16 protein-coding genes and 1 other annotated feature are annotated in these 21,498 nt (G+C 42.8%); of the genes, 2 read left to right on the forward strand and 14 right to left on the reverse strand.

The genetic code is table 11. The annotated features are described in order from the left end of the window. Positions 1–175 precede the first annotated feature (175 nt). From ACZ43M_RS20985 to ACZ43M_RS20995, 3 genes are all read right to left on the reverse strand, one after another. The gene (locus ACZ43M_RS20985; RefSeq protein ID WP_464504453.1) at positions 176–1,894 is read right to left on the reverse strand and encodes a sensor domain-containing diguanylate cyclase; all 1,719 of its coding nucleotides are present in this window, start codon (positions 1,892–1,894) and stop codon (positions 176–178) included. Between the two features lie 70 nt (positions 1,895–1,964). Then, on the reverse strand, positions 1,965–3,287 hold the full coding sequence (locus tag ACZ43M_RS20990) for a bifunctional folylpolyglutamate synthase/dihydrofolate synthase (protein ID WP_464504454.1): 1,323 nt from the start codon (positions 3,285–3,287) through the stop codon (positions 1,965–1,967). A gap of 65 nt (positions 3,288–3,352) precedes the next feature. Further along, positions 3,353–5,995 (reverse strand): valine--tRNA ligase, encoded by a 2,643-nt coding sequence (locus ACZ43M_RS20995; protein WP_464504455.1) that lies wholly within the window; start codon positions 5,993–5,995, stop codon positions 3,353–3,355. Between the two features lie 51 nt (positions 5,996–6,046). Further along, positions 6,047–6,281 (reverse strand) — a binding site (T-box leader). 159 nt (positions 6,282–6,440) lie between these two features. On the opposite strand from ACZ43M_RS20995, the gene ACZ43M_RS21000 reads away from it, so the two are divergent. Continuing rightward, positions 6,441–6,629, forward strand: coding sequence for a hypothetical protein (locus ACZ43M_RS21000; RefSeq protein WP_464504456.1), 189 nt, complete (start codon positions 6,441–6,443; stop codon positions 6,627–6,629). A gap of 31 nt (positions 6,630–6,660) precedes the next feature. Here ACZ43M_RS21000 and ysxE read toward each other — a convergent pair whose 3' ends face one another. The 8 genes from ysxE to hemA form a co-directional block, all read right to left on the reverse strand. Continuing rightward, positions 6,661–7,701, reverse strand: coding sequence for a spore coat protein YsxE (gene ysxE / locus ACZ43M_RS21005; RefSeq protein WP_464504457.1), 1,041 nt, complete (start codon positions 7,699–7,701; stop codon positions 6,661–6,663). 72 nt (positions 7,702–7,773) lie between these two features. Beyond that, positions 7,774–8,973: a stage VI sporulation protein D gene (spoVID, locus tag ACZ43M_RS21010; RefSeq protein ID WP_464508082.1), complete on the reverse strand. Its 1,200-nt coding sequence runs from the start codon at positions 8,971–8,973 to the stop codon at positions 7,774–7,776. 580 nt (positions 8,974–9,553) lie between these two features. Beyond that, complete coding sequence (gene hemL, locus ACZ43M_RS21015; protein WP_464504458.1) at positions 9,554–10,840, reverse strand: glutamate-1-semialdehyde 2,1-aminomutase; 1,287 nt, start codon at positions 10,838–10,840, stop codon at positions 9,554–9,556. 24 nt (positions 10,841–10,864) lie between these two features. Continuing rightward, positions 10,865–11,845, reverse strand: a complete 981-nt coding sequence (gene hemB / locus ACZ43M_RS21020) for a porphobilinogen synthase (protein ID WP_464504459.1) — start codon at positions 11,843–11,845, stop codon at positions 10,865–10,867. Between the two features lie 19 nt (positions 11,846–11,864). Further along, on the reverse strand, positions 11,865–12,635 hold the full coding sequence (locus ACZ43M_RS21025) for a uroporphyrinogen-III synthase (RefSeq protein ID WP_464504460.1): 771 nt from the start codon (positions 12,633–12,635) through the stop codon (positions 11,865–11,867). Beyond that, positions 12,628–13,566: a hydroxymethylbilane synthase gene (hemC, locus tag ACZ43M_RS21030; protein WP_464504461.1), complete on the reverse strand. Its 939-nt coding sequence runs from the start codon at positions 13,564–13,566 to the stop codon at positions 12,628–12,630. Before hemC ends, ACZ43M_RS21025 begins: the two co-directional genes overlap by 8 nt. 9 nt (positions 13,567–13,575) lie before the next feature. Next, complete coding sequence (locus ACZ43M_RS21035; RefSeq protein ID WP_464504462.1) at positions 13,576–14,409, reverse strand: cytochrome C assembly family protein; 834 nt, start codon at positions 14,407–14,409, stop codon at positions 13,576–13,578. Positions 14,410–14,429: 20 nt separating this feature from the next. After that, positions 14,430–15,770: a glutamyl-tRNA reductase gene (gene hemA / locus ACZ43M_RS21040; RefSeq protein ID WP_464504463.1), complete on the reverse strand. Its 1,341-nt coding sequence runs from the start codon at positions 15,768–15,770 to the stop codon at positions 14,430–14,432. 215 nt (positions 15,771–15,985) lie between these two features. Between hemA and ACZ43M_RS21045 the strand changes: the two genes are divergently transcribed. Continuing rightward, positions 15,986–16,474, forward strand: a complete 489-nt coding sequence (locus tag ACZ43M_RS21045; RefSeq protein ID WP_464504464.1) for a LiaI-LiaF-like domain-containing protein — start codon at positions 15,986–15,988, stop codon at positions 16,472–16,474. 183 nt (positions 16,475–16,657) lie between these two features. Here the strand turns inward: ACZ43M_RS21045 and yihA are convergent, their stop codons facing one another. The 3 genes from yihA to lonB form a co-directional block, all read right to left on the reverse strand. Further along, positions 16,658–17,239, reverse strand: coding sequence for a ribosome biogenesis GTP-binding protein YihA/YsxC (gene yihA, locus ACZ43M_RS21050; protein WP_464504465.1), 582 nt, complete (start codon positions 17,237–17,239; stop codon positions 16,658–16,660). Next, positions 17,236–19,569 (reverse strand): endopeptidase La, encoded by a 2,334-nt coding sequence (gene lon / locus ACZ43M_RS21055; protein WP_464504466.1) that lies wholly within the window; start codon positions 19,567–19,569, stop codon positions 17,236–17,238. Before lon ends, yihA begins: the two co-directional genes overlap by 4 nt. Positions 19,570–19,757: 188 nt before the next feature. Then, positions 19,758–21,425, reverse strand: coding sequence for an ATP-dependent protease LonB (lonB, locus tag ACZ43M_RS21060; RefSeq protein ID WP_464504467.1), 1,668 nt, complete (start codon positions 21,423–21,425; stop codon positions 19,758–19,760). Positions 21,426–21,498: the final 73 nt, after the last annotated feature.

A 21,498-nucleotide genomic window follows, 5' to 3' on the forward strand; every position in this document is an offset into this window, starting at 1 on the left:
CCCATTTTGACAGATTTCGCAATCGGATTTTTTTAACAAAATTTAATATGAAGTATATTATAATTATAATTATAATTATGGCTCTCTCTATCAGTCTCAATTTTCTTGATTAAATTTGTTATTTTGAACACGAAAAAAGGCAGTCCATTGTTAGACCACCCTTGTACTATGATTCTCAGCCCGGCGAATACTCAGCCACTCGATTTCTTCCAGCACGTTTAGCACCAACATATAGTGCTCTGTCAGCATGGCGAATTAGAGCTAGGGGATCCTCTGCGTCTTCTGGTGCAGTTGCAACTCCAATAGATACTGTTACTTTAACTTGTAACTTCATTGTATCTTGGTCTAATGATTGATAAAGCGTAAACGGCCAGTTGGCAATCGATAGCCTGATTTGCTCTGCTATTTGATATGCTTCTTCTTTTGAAACATCCGGAAGGAGAACGACAAATTCTTCGCCACCGTAACGGGCAACGGTTCCGCGGGCTGCTACCAACTTATTAATACGATTGGCAATATCGCAAAGGATTTCGTTACCGCTTTGATGGCCGTAGGTGTCATTAACGCTTTTAAAATGGTCGATATCCAGGATGATTAATGATAGCATCCGATGTTCAAACCTAGTAAGTCTTTGAAATTCTTTATTCAACAATTCCTCAAAATAGCGATAATTATATAGATTCGTTAATGCACAGCGTTCACTTTGGTATTTAGTCCGCTCATAATGCTTGGCGTTTTCCATTGCGACTGCAAAGTAGGAGCAAAGTATATCAACAATCATAAGCTGGTATTTCTCATAGGCCCGTTTCCTTCTTGAAGCAAGCAGTAAGATTCCAATCACCTTTTTATTGCGTATAATCGGGACACAAATAATGGCTTCAGAATCAATAGGTAAATAACCTTTGGTCTTATGTCGCCAAACCTTCTTGGAAGAATAAATCTCAGACTTTTGGGTATCCCATACCATTCCGCAAATACCTTCTCCCTTTTTCAAAGGGGGCATGTCCATACACGTACCGTTACCTGCCTCAATACTGCGATTTAATTTAAGTTCATCTCCAACCACTTCAAAAATATAAGCATAATCAACCGGCAGCATTTCTCCCAGCTTTTGAATAAATAAATTGATAACATCATCTACCTGGAGGCGCTCTGCCAGTTGGTGGCCGATCTCTCCAGCTTTTTGTAAATACTCATTTATTCTTTGACTAGAATAATAGAGTTGAAAAATGAGCGATAAACTGACGAATGGAACCCCCACAAATAGAATTGCCATTAAACCAACCTGTTTGTATAGAATGTAAAGGACAATTCCAACTGGGAACGTGATAAAAGTTGTAACCGTTTCAACAAATAAATCCTTGCCGAAATAAGCCTCTTTTTGCTTATAGATAAAATAAAGATTAAAAGAAACAATCACTTGATTGAAAAAATAGTTTAGGGCTGCATACAAGACAGCAAGCCACAAAGACTTTGTATCCGAAGCCAAATGTGGAGAAGGTTGGCCTCCGAACAAATAATAAGCTGCACCGCTTACAAATGAAACTACAAAGAACATAGTAGAATTGAGCGGTAAACGAAAAAACTGCTCTTTGGGCACACGTAATTTAATCAGCAATGCCACAACGGCAATTTGCGTGATAACCATTTCGGCAAATAAGCCAAATACTAAAAAAGTGGCAAGTGCCACCCATTGTATGAGAAAAATAGGAATGTTATTTACGATGATTGGCATGGTGGCAACAAGGACTGTCAGTACCAGAAACGCCAGTAGTTCCAGCCAATTTCCCGAAAACTGAAGAGGATAGGCATGAAAGGCGAACCACAAACCTGTGGGAACAAGTAAAATCCATAACAGAAAGATCGTCTTTTGAACATTTGGGTTCACTCCCATCACGCCTACCTCCCTTCCAAAAAATTAGTAATTCAAGATAATTTCATTTTAGCATTAGTTAAATATTCTGTCATAAAGAAACCGTCATATTTTTTAAATATTTGCTAACCATTGGCTTCGCCTCCGAAATGAAATAGAGAGAACCTGTGATGACCAAAATATCATTTTGCTGAAGGCTTTGTATTTCCTCCGGAATATAGGACTGCCAGTTATCGACTGCAAGCTTATTAGGTGAAGAGCTAATCTTCAACAGGTCTTCTGCTTTCGCTGCCCTTGGAAAATCAAAGCTGACAAATGAGATTTGACTGGCGACTTTATCAAGATTAGCGATCATTTCATCCAATTTCTTATCTTTTAAGGCTGCAAATACTATTTGAATGTTTCGGTCACAATAACGATTGGTTAATTCCTCAACCAAGGCAGTAATTCCTTCATCATTATGGGCTCCATCAATAATAACGAGAGGATTTTCAGACAGGATTTCAAATCTTCCAGGCCAGTAGGCTTGTTTTAAGCCAGTGCGAATAGCTTGCTCGTTCAGATTAATTGCGCCATGCTCCGTTAAATACTGTGCCGTGCTTACAGCGAGTGACGCATTTTCCGTTTGATGCTGGCCGATCATTGTAATTTCAAGCTGCTCCAACTTGGCTAATTCATTCTGCAAAGTAAAACGCTCCCCATGTGATAGCGATTGATGGCTGCTAATTGAAAAATCATGGTTCAGTTTGTAGATGGGTGCATGCATCTTTTCTGCTTGTTCTTCGATCACATTTAATGCCCCGGGGTGCTTTACAGCAGTAAAAATTGGCGTATTCTCCTTAATAATCCCCGCTTTTTCAAACGCAATTTCTTCATAAGTATTACCAAGGATATTTGTATGGTCGAGTCCGATATTCGTGATAATGGAGGCTAAAGGGTTAATAATGTTCGTCGAATCAAATCTTCCGCCCAAACCAACCTCATAAAGCAAGATATCGACAAGGCTGTTATTGGCAAAATAATAAAATGACATTGCGGTGATGACCTCAAACTCGGTTGGTCCGCCAAGTTCAGTCTCCTCAAGTTCATCCGCCAATGGACGGATAATATTGGTTAAATCCAGGATTTCCTCGTCTGTAATGGGTTTCCCATTTACACTGATTCGCTCGTTAAACTGTTCAATATATGGCGAGGTAAAGGTTCCAACATTATAACCGCCTGCTTCAAGCATGGAACGGAGGAAAGTAACCGTCGAACCCTTACCGTTTGTCCCGCCAATATGGATTGTCTTTATTTTGGATTCAGGGTTGCCAAGCTTGTCCATCATCCATTCCATTCGTTTCAACCCTGGTTTAATGCCAAGCCTTAGCCTTCCATGAATCCAGTCAAGGGCTTCCTGATATGTAGTAAACATTTTTGTTACCCCCTTTTTCATAAAGTGGAGACGAACCCGATTTCGGATTCGCCTCACTCTTCTTTTTATCCTCTTAATTCATTAATTCGTGCTTCAACGATGCTGCGCTTTTCGAGATAGTCTTTCTCCTTGGCACGTTCTTCAGCAACAACGCTGTCAGGTGCTTTTTTCATAAAGCCTTCGTTGCTTAATTTCTTCTGTACTCTATCTACTTCTTTGTTTAGTTTATCCCATTCTTTTTCAAGGCGGGCAATTTCTTCATCAATATTAATGAGACCTTCGAGAGGAAGGATGATTTCCAATCCGGTAATAACTGCTGTCATTGCCTTTTCTGGTGTCTCAATATTTGTACCCATTTGCAACTCTTCCGGATTACAGAAGCGCTCAATATAACTGCGATTCTTTTCAATAGTTTTAAGGACTTTTTCATCCTTCGCTTTCACAAGCATTTTGATTTTTTTGCTCAGTGGTGTGTTAACTTCGGCACGAATGTTTCGTACGGAACGGATCATTTCTACCAACAGCTTCATTTCCTGGGCTGCTTCTTCATCAATATATTCCGGATTTACCACTGGCCAGCTAGCCTCAGTGATGGACTCACCTGAATGAGGCAGGTTTTGCCAAATCTCTTCGGTGATAAATGGCATAAACGGATGCAGCAAGCGCATTGTTTGATCTAAAACGTAGGCGAGAATGGAGCGGGTTGTTTTCTTGGCAGCTTCATCATCACCATATAACGGCAGCTTCGCCATTTCGATATACCAGTCACAGAAGTCATCCCAGATGAAGTTGTACAGCGCACGGCCCACTTCACCAAATTCATAGCGTTCAGAAAGCTTTGTTACATGCTCAATCGTTTCATTTAATCTGGTTAAAATCCACTTGTCAGCTACTGACTTTTCACCGCTAAAGTCTATTTCTTCATAGGTCAAGCCGTTCATGTTCATCAACGCAAAACGGGAAGCGTTCCAAATTTTATTGGCAAAGTTCCAGGTTGCTTCAACTTTTTCTGTGCTATAACGTAAGTCCTGACCTGGAGAGGATCCTGTAGATAGGAAATATCTCAGGGCATCAGCACCATATTTATCGATAACCTCCATCGGATCAACACCATTACCAAGGGACTTACTCATTTTCCGTCCCAGTTCATCACGAACGAGACCGTGGATAAGAACATCTTTGAATGGACGCTCACCGGTAAACTCGATGCTTTGGAAGATCATCCGTGATACCCAGAAGAAGATGATATCATAACCGGTAACTAGAACATCGGTAGGGAAGTGGCGTTTGAAATCAACTGCTTCTGTATCAGGCCAGCCCATCGTCGAAAATGGCCATAGCGCGGAGCTGAACCATGTATCGAGAACGTCTTTGTCCTGTTCCCAATTTTCGATATCCGCTGGTGGCTGATGGTCAACATAAACCTCACCAGTTTCTTTATGATACCAAGCTGGAATCCGGTGACCCCACCACAACTGTCTAGATATACACCAGTCGCGTATGTTTTCCATCCAGTGAAGGTACGTCTTCTCAAAACGGTCTGGAACAAAGTGTACTTTGTTTTCTTTGCTTTGTAGTGCAATAGCTTCATCAGCGAGCGGCTGCATTTTTACAAACCACTGTGTTGATAAATATGGCTCAACTACAGCACCGCTGCGCTCGGAGTGGCCAACGGAATGTAGATGGTCTTCAATTTTAAACAGAACGCCTTGATCCTGAAGGTCTTTAACAATCTGTTTACGGCATTCGAACCGGTCCAAACCTTGATACTTGCCGGCCTTTTCGTTCATAGTGCCGTCTTCGTTCATAACAAGTACGCGCTCAAGGTTATGGCGGTTGCCCAATTCAAAGTCATTTGGATCATGGGCAGGTGTTATTTTTACCGCCCCGGAACCAAATTCCATGTCAACATAGTCATCGGCAACAATCGGAATTTCGCGGCCAACAATTGGCAGGATAACCGTTTTTCCAATCAAATGTTTGTAACGCTCATCTTCAGGATGAACAGCAACTGCTGTATCACCAAGCATCGTCTCCGGACGGGTCGTAGCAACCTCGATATGTCCTGAGCCGTCAGCTAACGGATACTTCAAATGATAAAAAGCACCTTGTACATCTTTATAAATAACCTCAATATCCGATAATGCTGTCTTTGTTGATGGATCCCAGTTGATAATGTATTCACCGCGGTAGATGAGTCCTTTTTTATAAAGGGTAACGAAAACTTCACGAACCGCCTTTGATAATCCCTCATCTAAGGTGAAACGCTCGCGGGAGTAGTCAAGACCAAGGCCAAGCTTAGCCCATTGCTGGCGGATATGGGAAGCATACTCTTCCTTCCATCTCCATGTTTCCTCAACAAACTTCTCCCGGCCAAGGTCATAACGGCTTTTGCCTTCACTGCGAAGTTTTTCTTCAACCTTTGCCTGTGTAGCAATCCCGGCATGATCCATTCCCGGCAGCCATAGAACATCATAGCCCTGCATCCGCTTCATGCGGGTAATAATATCTTGTAAAGTTGTGTCCCAGGCATGGCCTAAATGCAGCTTACCTGTTACGTTTGGCGGCGGGATTACAATGGTGTATGGCTGTTTTCCCTCGTCATCCTTCGCCTCAAAATATTTGCCTTGCAGCCACCAATCATAACGCCCTTTTTCGATTGTTTGCGGGTCGTATTTGGTTGGCATCGTAATTTCTTTTGTTTCCATCGAATTTGCCTCCTTTTTTCTGTCTGGAAAAACAAAAAACCCCATTCGTCATAAAAGGACGAATGGAGTTTGCTTCGCGGTACCACCTTTTTTCCAATCCAAAAATAGGATTGGCACTTAAATCGATAACGGATTCGGTCCGTCTTCCACTACCAGGATCAATTATCCGTTCGCAGAAGAAGCTCTTGGGTGACATTCCGATAGTCCGCTTAGGAAATCTTCCAGCTGATGATTTCCCTCTCTTTAAGCCGGCTGACACCGTACTCTTCCCTGTCAATGCTTTGTTTTTAAATTATATAGTTATACTACCCAAAATAGGGGCTTGACGTCAACATGATAACCAAATTTATTTATTTTTATACTATGCACGATTTTGGGAGAATTCACACAATTCCCGAATATACATAAAATATGGGTAATAGCTGATAAAAGGGGAGGTTGTCCAGTGAAGAATTTCCACAAGTATAAATACCGTCCCTGGTTTAAAACGTTTCGGAAAATAAGCGGCCAATTGATTGTCCCATTTATTATTTTTCAATTCCTACGGACGATTTTTTTACCGACTGTGTTTGATGTGTTACTGTTATCATTCTTCATCTTAATCGCTGTTTCGATTTATTTTGAAATAATTTAAAGGAGCCCATTACGCAGGAAAAATCCATCTGCTACTGGGCTCCTTCTTTTGCTTGTGCTTCAGCGGCCTTCCGCTGGTTTTCAATCTCGTTCATCTTTGAAACGACGTACTCGATATTTTTCAAATGAAAGTAGCGGTGCTGCAGCTGACGGACAAATTTCAACTCATTCTTGGGCCGTTTTTTCCGATAGTACTTTTCTACTATTTGAATCATTTGGGTCGGTTGCGCCAAGTAACTGTAGAATAGCAGTTTTTCATCGTCTTTAAAGGGAAAATATTTGTAGTAATGATATACCCAATCAATCACATCATCATTGCGTTTCGGGCCGGTATTTAATGCTCGAGATACATAGGGCAGCAAATCGTGTATCGGGGAACCGTAACTTGCATTTTCAAAATTAATAAAATAGCCGTACCCTCTTTCATCATAAAGAAAATGGTCGGAGGACAGCTTACCGTGTACCACGACCATCCGGGCTTTCTCATTTTCCTTCGTATTTTCATACCATTCTTCAAATTTAGTCTTTGAAAATCGCAATGCCATACTTATATCATTGTAGTAAAGGCAATACAGCAACTCGAATGGTGACATGTAGGCCTTTTTTTCACAAACATCGATGAACCCATCGAGGAATTCTTGATGCTTTTCAAGCTGCTGGATCGTTTTTTCATAATGCTCGACCCGCTCCTCTTTATTAATCGTAATTTCTTTTGCTGATAGGGTGTGCAGCCTGGCAAGCTCACGAAACAATTGATGGCTGGCTTGCCGATTTCCCCCGCTGTCGTTGGATAACCATGGCATCAGGTAATACAGGAAGTTATCATGCAGCACCGCGTACCTGCCGTCCATTGTGGGATATATCGGCACAATGCGGTTGAAGCCTTTTTGATAAAGAAAATGAACATGACGGATAAAATCAGTCCCCATGGTCGGAGGAATCTTTTTTAAAGCAAAAGTGCCTTTGTTCGAATATATTTTTTGAATACTGCCATAATCCTCCACAAAATTTGGCTCAACCTGATAGTGCTGCAGGATGGGAGATAGGGCATCAAGGCGATTGGAGTCACGCATACAACTCAATCCTTTCAGGAAAAAGAAGTTGAGCAGGTCTACTAGTAAACCCGCTCATCCTCTTGAAAAACATTATTTTTTGGCAAGGGCTGCCGGTACGTATAGGACTTGACCTTCATATACATCCTGATTCAGATCAAGATTGTTTACACGGAGCAGGTTTTGAACGGACACATCATAGCGGTCAGCAAGGCTTTCAACGGTATCGCCCTTTTGCACGATACATACCTTTAAAACGGTTTGGGATGAGCCCTCGTCCTTACGGGCAAAAAACTCTGTCAGTGTCATGCTTTTCTTTTTGCCAGCAAACAGTTTCTTCTTTTGCTTTGGTTCCGCTTCAGATGAAGAGGAAGACGATGACGAGCTTTCCTCAGCCTCAACCTCTACTGTTTCATGTTTAACCTGTATTTCCTCTACTACCTCAACTTCAACCTGCTTATGCCCTTCGTTTCTTTCTTGGTAGCGCCAGACGGGCTCATTTTCTTCAGCATTATACTCTTGGAACTGCCAAGGCTGTGGATCGGCAGGCTGTTCACTTTCCTGGAACTCCCATGGCTGTGGATTGGCAGGCTGTTCACTTTCCTTGAACTCCCATGGCTGCTGATTGTCAGACTGGTCGTTTTCTTGGAACTGCCAGGACGGAGTCTGATAGGAATCTTCCTCTTCTTGTGTTGGTTGATAGTCGAACGTTGGGAACTTTGGAAACGCTTCTGCATTTTGTGACTCTTCCTGTGGTTTACGTGCCTCGGTTTCAAATAAGAAGTTAGGCTGGTGATTATTTTGGAACGCCACTGGATTCACTTCAATTTCTTCAGCTTCCTCTTCCTCATTTGCGCGGTTAAGCAACTCAAGTTCAGGCTCCTGTTCCTGCTGCTTCTCAGGTCCGTATAATCCACTAATCGTAAGTTCAGCGGAGAGCTTTAAGCAGCTGCGTTCAGGCAGGGAATAATCAAACGAATCCACGAGAACATCAATATCATAGACACTTTGTATCCGATTGTTCGGAATGGTGATATCAACCGGGAACCGATGCGAAAATTCACATGTCCCTTCCTCACGTTCGTCAACTCTCTCCACAAACTTTTGCGATGCCAAGCCTTCATCCTGATGATCATCTTGCTCCTGATAGCATTTGTATTCGCCTGAAAGATCCAGCGAACCGCGTATAGTGACGTACTGATCGTTTTCCTGGATGGTGATATCGGGGTCTAAAGAAATGGAAATAAGCTCCTCGACTTCCTGTCCTTTTCTAAACCACAACGACTCCTCCACGGAAAATCTAAGGTACGATTGATTCTCCTGGGACAAAGCGACTCCTCCTTTCGTTTCCTTTACGCAAAATCACTATGTCACTTACACTTTATGAGCCAGTTTTTTTATTTATGATAAAAAAGGATGATTAGGCAAAAAGAAAAAACTCCTCGAGATTGAGGAGTAGCTTATAATAAACATTTTTTATGCTTGGGATAAGGCTTCCATTTTTCAGGTACCTTTCTTATCAGCAAATAAGCGGAAATTTTTCGGTTAAATGCAGAATGGTGCTCGTTTCGGGGGAAATAAGGGTAGGTTTTCCGCTTATGCAAAGAAAAATCCCTTATTTTCAGGTTTTTCAAGTCAATAGGCGGAATCTCTCCGTTTATTTAAGCCTTTTTTATTAATAATTACTAGTTAAGCGGAAATCATCCGTCTATTTTTCAGCTTGGGTGCTTGAAGAAAGCTCCAGTTGTTTTTTCATCTATTTTGTCCTGTGGATGGTTTTCCTCTGTTCTTATAGTGTTCTTGTCCTCATAAACAAATATGGGAACATTTCCGGTCAAAATAAAACCAGTTATGTCCCCATTAAAAATGACTTTTATTTAAGTTTTGAAAAAGCAACCTCGACTGCTGCTACGGTTTTTTCAATATCTTCATCAGAGTGCTGTGTTGACAAGAACAATCCCTCAAATTGGGACGGTGGCAGGAATACGCCTTGGTCTGCCATTTGACGATAGTACTCGGCAAAATATTCTAGGTTAGATGTCTTTGCTGTTTCATAATTAATGACATTTACATTGGTAAAGAAGAAGCCAATCATAGAACCGGCACGGTTGAAGGTAACCGGAATTTCATATTTCTCGGCAGCAGCCTTGATGCCTTTTTCAAGGATATCACCTTTACGGATAAACTCTTGGTAATGCTCAGGTGTTAACTGGCTTAGTGTTTCATAGCCTGCAGTCATGGCCAGTGGGTTACCGGATAAAGTACCTGCCTGATAAATCGGGCCGCTTGGTGCGATCCGCTCCATGATTTCGGCACGGCCGCCGTAAGCTCCAACTGGCAGACCGCCGCCGATGACTTTTCCTAAGCAGGTCAAGTCAGGCGTGATGCCAAAATGCCCCTGGGCACAATTATAGCCGACACGGAAGCCAGTCATGACTTCATCAAAAATCAGTAATGCCCCGTATTGGGTAGTAATATCACGAAGTCCTTGCAGGAACCCTGGCAGCGGCGGGACAAGTCCCATGTTGCCTGCAACTGGCTCCACAATAATACAAGCAATATCATCGCCAAATTGTTCAAACGCATATTTTACGCCTTCGAGGTCATTGTATTGAACGGTGATGGTATTGGAGGCAACCCCTTCAGGCACACCTGGGCTGTCAGGTAGGCCAAGTGTCGCAACGCCAGACCCGGCTTTGATCAATAATGAATCACCATGTCCATGGTAGCAGCCCTCGAATTTTAAAATCTTGTTCCGGCCGGTATAACCGCGAGCGAGCCTTAAGGCACTCATCGTTGCTTCCGTTCCTGAGTTAACCATTCTGATAATCTCAATCGAAGGTACCCGCTCTTGAACCAGCTTGGCCAGTTTGTTTTCGAGCAATGTTGGTGCCCCGAAACTTGTCCCTGACTCGGCTGTTTTTTTCAACGCTTCTACTACTTGATCGTTGGAGTGGCCGAGAATTAGCGGACCCCACGAAAGAACGTAGTCAATATATTCGTTGCCGTCAATATCGTAAATTTTCGAGCCTTTGCCCCGCTCCATGAAGATTGGATCCATGTTGACAGATTTAAAGGCACGTACCGGGCTGTTGACACCGCCTGGCATTAACGTTTGGGCTTCTTTAAATGCTTCAATCGATTTTGTATATGAACGCATCCTTTTCCCTCATTTCGAAAAATATTATTGCTGTTCCTTCAACCAGCGAATCGCATCTTTTGCATGATACGTAATGATTAAGTCAGCACCGGCGCGTTTCATGCCAAGTAACAGTTCAAGAACAGTAGCTCTCTCGTCCAACCAGCCGTTTTGAGCTGCTGCTTTAATCATCGCATATTCACCACTTACGTTGTATACAACAACCGGCAAATTGAAGTTATTTTTAATATCACGAACAATATCAAGGTATGGCAGACCCGGTTTCACGATTAAGAAATCGGCTCCTTCGGCCACATCAGACTCTGCTTCACGGAACGCTTCCATGCGGTTAGCAGGATCCATTTGATAGGTTTTGCGGTCGCCAAATTGTGGTGCTCCCTCAGCTGCTTCGCGGAATGGACCGTAAAAGGCTGAAGCATATTTAACCGCATAGGACATGACCGGGATTTCGGTAAATCCGGCTTCATCAAGCCCAGCGCGGATTGCCGCAACAAAGCCGTCCATCATGTTGGATGGGGCGATAATGTCAGCACCTGCTTTTGCTTGGCTGATGGCAGTTCTAACGAGCAAATCAAGTGACTGATCGTTGAGGATCTTCTCCCCTTCGACAACACCGCAATGGCCGTGGCTTGTAAATTCACACAAGCAAGTATCGGCTACGACAAGGATGTCAGGGAAGTGTTGTTTAATATAACGTGTGGCCTCTTGGACAATACCATGGTCATGGTACGCCTGCCCGCCGCATTCGTCCTTCGTTTCCGGAATGCCGAACAATAAGACCGCTTTAATGCCATGAGCCGCGATATCTTCCATTTCCGCATGAAGGTGATCCAGTGAAACCTGGTAAACACCTGGCATCGATGATACCTCTCTGCGGATGTCATTGCCTTCGTAAATAAATAATGGGTAAATGAAATCTTCAGCTTTGAGGTGGTTTTCTCTAACTAATGCGCGCATACTGGCACTTGACCGTAAGCGGCGGTGACGTGAAAATTGCAAATCCATATGTAAATACCTCCAAAAATTAACTTTTCTCCAAATAAGCAATCGTGCTCTTAATCATTTCCTCAACCGTATACTCCTCAGGAGCGGCGTGAACCGGCAATCCGTATTCTCGCAGTCTCTTTTCAGTAATTGGCCCGATGCAGCCAATGATGCATTTTTCCAAGCGGGACTCTAACCCGTTAGAGGAGACCACTTCCATCAAGTGATCAACGGTTGACGGGCTGGTGAACATTAAGATATCCAGTTCCCCGGCTTGGAGCATGCTCACGACTTTAGCCCGACTATCCTCTGGTAAGTAGTTTTCGTAAATAACAATTTCATCAACAGTTGCCCCAGCCTCACTCAAAGAATCAGCGATATATTCACGGGCCAGATTTCCTTTTGGGATTAACACTCGCGAACCACGGCCAACATATGGCAGGAATTCGTCTACGAACACTTCCGCCACATAAGCAGAAGGAACAAAGTCAACTGGCAAACCGCGCTCGTTCAAAACCTTAGCCGTCTTTTTTCCTATCACGGCGATTTTGGGTAACGTTATTCCCGCCCCTATAAAAGAAAAAAACGTTTCAACCGTGACGTTGCTCGTGAAAATAATCCAGTCAAATGTATCAAGCTTCTTCAAACACTCTGAAAGGAGCTGAGTTTTTTCGATTGGCCGGAAAGCAATCAAAGGGATTTCAACGGGAATCCCTCCGTACTTTTCAACAAGCCGGGAGAAAGAGGCAGCTTGACCTCTTCCTCTTGGAACAAGTACTTTTTTATCAAGCAAAGGAGGCGATTTAAGCATGACCCTCAAGCTCCAGCTTGACACGGTCAATCAAATCCTTCGCTCCTTTTTTAATCAAAATATCAGCAGCTTTCATTCCGAGTTCTTCTGGATTGTGGCCGCGAACCTCTTCACGATAAACTTCCTGTCCCTCAGGTCTTGCGACTAATACACTCAGGACAATCTCATCATGATCGTCAACATAGGCAAAGCCAGCAATCGGTACCTGGCAGCCACCCTCCATTTTTTGCAAGAAGGCACGCTCTGCTCGTACAGCACGCTCTGTTTTCTTGCAGGTGAATTTTTCAAAAAGCTCAAGCAGTTCATTATCATCTTCACGGCATTCGATAGACAATGCACCTTGACCGACCGCTGGAATGCACACATCAGCATCCAAAAATTCTGTCACTACATCACTGGCCCAGCCAAGACGGGATAGTCCTGCCGCTGCCAAAATGATGGCATCATATTCGTCGCCTTCCAATTTAGCCAATCTTGTATCCACATTGCCGCGGATCCATTTAATTTCCAAATCAGGGCGCTGTGCCAATAGCTGGGCGCTCCGGCGGAGTGAGCTAGTGCCGATAATCGCACCTGGCTTTAAATCAGCCAATTTAACGTGCCCTTTGGAAATTAACGCATCGCGGTGGTCTTCTCGGAATGGCACACAGCCGATCGTAAGGCCTTCTGGTAATACAGCAGGCATATCCTTCATGCTATGGACGGCCATATCAATTTCTTTATCAAGCATGGCTTGCTCGATTTCTTTAACGAATAGGCCTTTACCGCCAACTTTAGAAAGGGTCACATCTAAAATTTTATCGCCCTTGGTGACGATTTCTTTTACTTCAAATTCAAATGAAGGATCAAGCTTTTTCAGCTGTTCAATCACCCAGTTTGTTTGTGTTAGTGCTAATTTACTGCGTCTGGAACCTACGATAATTTTTCGCATAGCTGCCTCCTAGGAATACCATAAATGAAATGATGATAATTGACCGAATAAGAAAAAATTTATTAATACAATCAGAAAAGAGGCGGCGTTCCAAATCGCCAGTTTCTTCCCTGAAAAGTTTTTTACAGTTCGTAAATATAGATAGATACTGTAGGCTGTCAATAAGAGAAACGAGCCAACGATTTTGATATCATACCAAGGCATGCCTGGGAGTTTGAGGAACGCCCATTGCAGGCCAAGGATCAGGCTGAGTAACAGCATCGGAACACCGACAATCGCCAATATGTAAGACAGCCGCTCAAGTTTCTCCAAATCGGCAATCCGTATCAGTCTCGTCCCCCATTTCTTCCTCTTCAATAAATCGTATTGAAGGAGGTAGAGAATAGAAAACATAAACGAAAGGGAAAACGCCCCGTAAGATAGAATCGCCATCGTAATATGGATTAATAGCAGCTCTGATATTAACTGTTTGGCCATTACGTGTGAATGGTATTCCATCGGTGCGAATGTATGAATCGCCATGACGGTAAAGCCAAGAATATTAGTAAAAAAGACGATAAAGTCGACTCGTAGTAAATGATTTATTCCTATTGACAATGTTACTAACACCCAGGCATAAAAATAGAGTCCCTCAAAGATGGTTAGTACAGGGAACCTGCCTGTTTTAAACATATAGGAAATGAGAAAAATGGTTTGCAATATCCATACAAATGCAAGTAACCAGAAGGCAACTCGGTTTGCCTTCCGGTTATGGTGAATGAAGTCAAAGAAATATAACAACACACTGAAGGCGTAAACAACAACCGTAAATTCATGAATCCTTGTCATCAAATCATTTAACATAACAGGGGGCCCCCTTGTATCTAAAAGGAAGCCTGCGGTTCACGAACCGGTATTTTATTAGTGGTTTCAGCTGCTTTTGTATGATGTTCTTGCACAAGCTCTTCAATATTAAATATTTTCTTAAATAAATCCATGGCCTGTTCGGCATCAGGTCTTGCAGCAATTTCCTTTGCTTGTAGAATTGGATCCTTTAATAACTGGTTAATAATGCTCTTTGTATGTTTATTCAATACTTTCTTATCACGATCGGTTAAATCCGGCAGCTTGCGTTCCAAACTCTCCATCGTTTCAGCCTGAATCGCCAGAGCCTTTTCTCTTAAAGCAGAAATAACCGGAATAACGCCAAGCATACCAAGCCATTGTTTGAAGTCAACGATCTCTTTTTCGATCATAAGCATGATTTTTTCAGCAGCTTTTTTGCGTTCCTGCAGGTTTGCCTCCACAATGCCTTCCAAATCATCTATATCATATAAGAAGACATTTTCCAGTTCAGCAATTCTTGGATCGAGATCACGTGGTACAGCGATATCCACCATAAATAAAGGCTTGCCTTTCCGCTTTTTTTCCACTTTCGCGATCATTTCTTTCGTAATGACAAAGTCTTTCGCTCCGGTGGAACTTATTAGGATATCGGCATCTATCAAAGCTAGCTGTAATTCTTCAAGTGTTCTAGCCTCGCCGTTAAACCGGCCCGCAAGAACTTTTGCCTTATCATAGGTCCGGTTAATAACCGTGACTTGTTTTACACCATTACCGTGCAAATTCTGAACTGCTAATTCGCCCATTTTTCCGGCACCAAAAATTAATACATGCTTATTGGCGAGTGAGCCAAAGATTTTCTTAGCCAGTTCGACAGCGGCGTAGGAGACTGACACGGCGTTAGCGCCAATTTCAGTTTCCGAATGACCACGTTTTGCTACGGTAATTGCTTGTTTAAATAAGTGATTAAACACCGTTCCTGTGGTCCCTTGCTCTTGGGCAAGCATAAAGCTTGTTCGGACCTGTCCCAAAATTTGTGTTTCCCCGAGTACCATCGAATTCAATCCGCACGCCACATTAAATAAATGATCGACTGCACCGTCATCTTCAAAAATGGAGAGAAATGCTGAAAATTCGGCCTGTTCCATACCGAACCATTCTGATAGAAACTCTTTAATATAATAACGGCCAGTATGCAATTGATCGACTACTGCGTAAATTTCCGTACGATTACATGTTGATAAAATAATATTTTCCAGGATGCTTTTCTTGCTGCTCAGCTTTTTCATGGCATCCACAACATCGGTTTCATTAAAAGTCAGCCGCTCTCTGATTTCAACAGGGGCAGTTTTATAATTTAGACCGACCACGACAATATGCATTTGTTAAGGACACCCCCAATATGATTACAGTATTAACTAGATAGATTATATCATGAACAAATTGGCGCCTATCGCGAAAAATGTGAACATAAAACGACACTATATGTTATGATAGAAAAATGAATAAAGTAGTTTTTTTCAATAATACTTCCCTATGTACAGTATCAAAAAAACAGATTGGATTCAAGTGAACCTTACTGGAAGTGGTGTTTGCAATGAAAAATCAACGAATCTTTCCCGGAATTATTCTGATTGGATTTGGGGCCTACTTTTTATTACAGCAAATGGCCATTACTATATTCCCCGCATTCTTCACCTGGCCAACGTTGCTAATCATTGTTGGCATTGCATTTTTAGGCCAAGGTTATTCCGCTGGTGACTCGGAGGCAATCCTGCCGGGCGTCATTATGACCGGAATCGGGCTTCATTTACATTTGGCTGGTGATGTCAGCTTTTGGCCGAACAACAATATCGGCATGCTGATCTTAATCATATCCATCGGCAGCTTTCTGCGCTTTCAAAAAACAAACTCAGGATTATTTCAAGCTTTCTTGTTTCTAATCATAGCTGTCCTGTTGCTATTTTATGATAAAATTACCGGCTATTTTGGATTATTACAAAATGGAATGAGCTTTATTTGGAAATTCTGGCCCGTTCTTTTAATTGTTGTTGGTATATATTTTCTCTATAAAAAGAAAAGATAAAGTGAAACTTCCAACATTGGGAGGTGTTTTTCCTCCCAATGTTGGTTAGTTGAACCAATCGGGCATTTAGGGGCAGTAAGACCCCCGTGTTAAGCATAATTCTCAGGCTTAATCCGGGGGTCTGTACTGCCCTTTAATGCGGGATAACCGCTAGGCTCAATGAAGCCGGCGGTTATTTTTTGTTTACATATAGCTTTCCAGTATCGACCACGCCTTATCTTTCCCCTCACCTGTTTCCGAGGAGAAAACGACTATATGATCGTTTTCATCAAGCTCCAAAGACTCCCGGGTAACCTTCAAATGTTTTTGCCATTTCCCTTTTGGAATTTTATCGGCCTTGGTGGCAATCACGACACAAGGAATACCATAATGCTTCAGGAAGCCATACATCATGATGTCATCTTCTGTTGGCGGGTGCCGCAGGTCAACAATTAACATGCAGGCACGCAACTGTTCGCGAGTGGTAAAGTATGTTTCAATCATTCTTCCCCAAGCAGCACGTTCCGTTTTGGAAACCTTGGCATAGCCATAGCCCGGAACATCAACAAAATGAAACAGTTCATTAATAAGGTAAAAATTGAGTGTTTGTGTTTTTCCGGGTTTGGAAGAAATTCGCGCCAAGCCCTTACGATTGAGCATTTTATTGATAAAGGACGATTTCCCCACGTTTGATCGGCCGGCAAGAGCAAATTCTGGCATATCCACATCGGGGTACTGTTCCGGCTTAACAGCACTAATGATAATCTCGGAACTAATTACCTTCATTGGATAGTCCCTCCGCCTTCAAGTAAAGCATGCCTTAGAACCTCATCCACATGGGTAACCGGCACAAATTCCAGTTGATTGCGGACACTTTCCGGGATATCATCAATATCCTTTTCATTATCCTTCGGCAGAATCACCTTTGTTAATCCGGCACGGTGGGCACTCAATGTTTTCTCCTTTAGCCCGCCAATCGGCAGAACCCGGCCGCGGAGTGTAATCTCCCCAGTCATCCCGACTTCACGGCGGATTGGACGTCCCGTTAATGCCGACACTAGTGCGGTGGCAATTGTGATTCCAGCGGATGGCCCGTCTTTGGGAACGGCCCCTTCTGGTACGTGAATATGAATATCATACTTTTCATGAAAGTCTTCATCAATTCCAAGTTCTTTTGTTTTAGAGCGAACGTAACTGAAGGCGGCCTGGGCTGATTCCTTCATTACATCTCCAAGCTTACCTGTCAAGACGAGCCGCCCCTTACCAGGAGCAAGTGCAACCTCAATTTGCAGCGTATCGCCGCCAACTGTCGTATAGGCTAATCCAGTCGCCACCCCGACCTGATTCTCCGCTTCGGCCTGCCCATAACGGAATCTTGGTTTTCCTAAAAATTCTTCCACATTCTTTTCGGTTATGACTACGCGCTTTTTCTCGCCTGCCACAATAATCTTTGCTGTTTTCCGGCAAAGGGTTGCCATTTGGCGTTCAAGACTACGAACACCAGCCTCACGGGTATAATAACGGACCACTTTCAAAATGGCATCGTCACGCACTTGCAGTGTGCTTTTTGATAGGCCATTTTCTTTAATTTGCTTTGGAAGCAAATGATCTCTTGTAATATGAACCTTTTCAAGCTCTGTATAGCCAGCTATCGTGATTATCTCCATCCGGTCTAACAACGGGCCTGGAATGGTGCTTAGATTATTCGCGGTGGCAATAAACATTACCTTCGATAAGTCGTAGGTTTCTTCTATATAATGATCACTGAAATTATGATTTTGTTCCGGGTCCAAAACCTCCAGTAATGCTGCAGACGGGTCCCCGCGGAAATCACTTGACATCTTATCGATTTCATCCAGCAAGAATACGGGGTTAATCGTTCCTGCTTTTTTCATGCCTTGAATAATACGGCCCGGCATCGCTCCGACATACGTTCTGCGATGGCCGCGAATTTCGGACTCATCACGCACACCTCCTAATGAGACGCGGACAAAATTCCGATTTAGCGAAGTCGCAATTGAGCGGGCAAGACTGGTTTTACCAACACCCGGAGGTCCGGCGAGACAGAGAATCGGCCCTTTTAATGAATTGGTCAGCTTTTGTACCGCCAAATATTCAAGAACCCGTTCCTTTACTTTTTCAAGACCGTAATGATCCTGATTCAGAATTTTTTCAGCACGGAGAATATCAATGTCATCTTCAGTCTTTGTCGACCATGGCAGTGAAATCAACCATTCAATATAGTTTCGGATAACCGCACTTTCCGCAGAGCTTGTTGGGACCTTTTCATAGCGGTCTAATTCCTTCAACGCGGCCTTATGCACATGCTCAGGCATTCCTGCATCTTCAATTTTCTTTGTCAAATCGGCGATTTCACCGGTTTTCCCTTCCTTATCGCCCAATTCCTTTTGGATTGCCTTCATTTGCTCACGCAAATAATATTCCTTTTGGGTCCGTTCCATAGAACGCTTGACCCGCTGGCCAATTTTCTTTTCAAGGTTCAGTACTTCTTTTTCATTAAAAATTGTATTAATGACGGTGTTCATTCTTTGTTTTACGTCAATCGTTTCTAGAATTACTTGCTTTTCCTTTAATTTAATCGGCAAATGGGACGAAATAATGTCAGCCATTCTGCCAGGTTCCTCAATATCCGTAACAGAGGCGAATGTTTCCGAGGAGATTTTTTTCGATAATTTTATGTATTGTTCAAAATAATCCAGCATTGTTCTCATTAATGCCTGATCTTCCACATCTTTCGAATCTTCGTCCTCATGGGTGATGACATTGACTGCATAATAATTTTCTTCCTCATGGAAAGAGACAATTTCAGCTCTGGACAATCCTTCGACCAGCACGCGTATTGTTCCATTTGGAAGCTTTAGCATTTGTTTGACCTTTGTTAAGGTCCCAAATTTGTATAAATCCTCCTCGGAAGGCTCATCAATTGAGACATCCTTTTGAGTTGTTAAAAAAATGATATGGTCATCTACCATTGCTTTTTCGAGCGCCTGTACCGACATTTCGCGGCCAACATCCAAATGTAGAACCATTGTCGGATAGACGAGCAATCCCCGAAGCGGCAGGAGGGGGACGAGCAATTCGTTCTTATTCGCCAAAGCACTGCACCTCCACATGCATAACAGTTATTCTTCTACAAAAACATAAAGTCTTTGTACAAATTCTATCTTATTTATATTTAGGTGTCTATTTTATCATCCCCAAACACAAAAATTAAATGCCAAGGGGACGGTTCTAGTGGCGTCGACGCCACCAGAACCGTCCCCCTGGTGTTACAAGGTTTCATTTAAATACTTTCTTTTTTGGTTAGCTCGATAGAGGCTGGAATCGCTGCATTTTTTTGAAGATGATTCACCAGAGCAATGTCAAACACTTCATGAAGATGAGTAACTGGAATAATCCGTATCCCGTCAATTTCATTTAGAATGGTTTGGTTATTTTCTTCCGGAATAATGACTGTTTTAGCCCCAGCTTTTTTTGCTGCTTTTACCTTAGGATATACCCCGCCAATTGGCTTTACATTTCCATGAATGCTAATTTCCCCAGTCATCGCGACTGTGTTATCAATTGGAATTTTATATATCGCAGAATAAATTCCAGTCGCCATCGCAATTCCCGCTGATGGACCATCAATCGGAACACCGCCAGGAAAATTAACATGTATATCATAATCATTGGCAGGTACACCCATTGACCTCAATACAGTAATCACATTTTCAATCGATCCACGTGCCATACTTTTTCGGCGAATTGACTTTCCTTGACCACCAATACTTTCTTCCTCAACAATCCCCGTAATATTGATGCTCCCTTTTTCTTTTGCAGGAATGACGGTTACTTCAATTTCCAAAAGCGCCCCAGAATTCGGGCCATATACGGCTAAGCCATTTACAAGCCCAATCTGTGCTGATTCATTGATCATACGTTCCATTCTTGGCGTCATTTGACTGGAATGGATCACCCATTCAATATCTTCATCTTTAATATAGTTACGATCTTCGGTTATCGCCAGCCCTGCTGCAATTTGGATCATATTGACCGTCTCCCGGCCATTTCGGGAATATGTAGACAGAGTGTGAACACCGGTTTCATTTATTTGCATGTTTACTTTGGCAGCCGCCTTCTTGGCTACTGTAACAATTTCTTCCTGATTCAAATCGCGGAAAAACACTTCCATACAACGCGAACGAATAGCAGGCGGAATTTCACTCGGGGTTCTAGTCGTTGCTCCAATTAACCGAAAGTCTGCAGGAAGTCCATTTTTAAAAATATCATGGATATGCGTTGGAATTTGGTGATTTTCCTCATGATAATAGGCACTTTCAAGAAATACTTTACGATCCTCTAAAACTTTAAGCAGTTTGTTCATTTGAATCGGATGCAGTTCCCCGATTTCATCGATAAACAGGACCCCGCCGTGAGCATTAGTCACTGCACCTTGTTTTGGCTGGGGAATACCTGCTTGCCCCATGGCTCCGGCACCCTGATAAATCGGGTCATGAACCGAGCCGATTAGCGGGTCAGCAATTCCGCGTTCGTCAAACCGGGCCGTTGTAGCATCCAATTCAATAAAGACAGAATCCCGTTTAAATGGTGATTTCGAATTCTTCTTCGCTTCCTCCAAAACCAGCCGGGCAGCAGCGGTTTTTCCGACCCCTGGAGGGCCATAAATAATGACATGCTGCGGATTGGGGCCGCACAATGCCGCTTTTAACGATTTGATGCCATCCTCTTGTCCGACAATATCCTGAAAGCTGCTAGGTCTCACCTTTTCGGATAATGGTTCTGTTAGAGATATGGACCGCATTTTCCGAAGCTGCTCCATTTCTTTTCGCGATTCACGATCGATAGAGACCTTTTGCGTTCGCTGATTTCGGAGCAAATTCCAAAAATAAAGTCCGATAATGATCCCAAAAAATAGTTGTATAAATAAAGCAATCCCCGTCCAACTCATAATTTTTTCCTCCTGCACCAAGTTACTCAATTGATATTAATAAGTATTTCCTGCTGCATGGAGGAATAAACAC

Source organism: Neobacillus sp. B24, from assembly GCF_055381825.1.

Excerpts from the sequence above, each read along its gene's own strand:
- ACZ43M_RS20990 (WP_464504454.1), bottom strand. The coding sequence starts at position 3,287 with ATGTTTACTACATATCAGGAAGCCCTTGACTGGATTCATGGAAGGCTA.
- lonB (WP_464504467.1), bottom strand. The coding sequence starts at position 21,425 with ATGAGTTGGACGGGGATTGCTTTATTTATACAACTATTTTTTGGGATC.
- hemA (WP_464504463.1), bottom strand. The coding sequence starts at position 15,770 with ATGCATATTGTCGTGGTCGGTCTAAATTATAAAACTGCCCCTGTTGAA.
- ACZ43M_RS21025 (WP_464504460.1), bottom strand. The coding sequence starts at position 12,635 with ATGCTTAAATCGCCTCCTTTGCTTGATAAAAAAGTACTTGTTCCAAGA.
- hemC (WP_464504461.1), bottom strand. The coding sequence starts at position 13,566 with ATGCGAAAAATTATCGTAGGTTCCAGACGCAGTAAATTAGCACTAACA.
- hemL (WP_464504458.1), bottom strand. The coding sequence starts at position 10,840 with ATGCGTTCATATACAAAATCGATTGAAGCATTTAAAGAAGCCCAAACG.
- ACZ43M_RS21045 (WP_464504464.1), top strand. The coding sequence starts at position 15,986 with ATGAAAAATCAACGAATCTTTCCCGGAATTATTCTGATTGGATTTGGG.
- ysxE (WP_464504457.1), bottom strand. The coding sequence starts at position 7,701 with ATGCGTGACTCCAATCGCCTTGATGCCCTATCTCCCATCCTGCAGCAC.
- ACZ43M_RS21035 (WP_464504462.1), bottom strand. The coding sequence starts at position 14,409 with ATGTTAAATGATTTGATGACAAGGATTCATGAATTTACGGTTGTTGTT.
- hemB (WP_464504459.1), bottom strand. The coding sequence starts at position 11,845 with ATGGATTTGCAATTTTCACGTCACCGCCGCTTACGGTCAAGTGCCAGT.
- ACZ43M_RS20985 (WP_464504453.1), bottom strand. The coding sequence starts at position 1,894 with ATGGGAGTGAACCCAAATGTTCAAAAGACGATCTTTCTGTTATGGATT.
- ACZ43M_RS20995 (WP_464504455.1), bottom strand. The coding sequence starts at position 5,995 with ATGGAAACAAAAGAAATTACGATGCCAACCAAATACGACCCGCAAACA.
- yihA (WP_464504465.1), bottom strand. The coding sequence starts at position 17,239 with ATGAAGGTAATTAGTTCCGAGATTATCATTAGTGCTGTTAAGCCGGAA.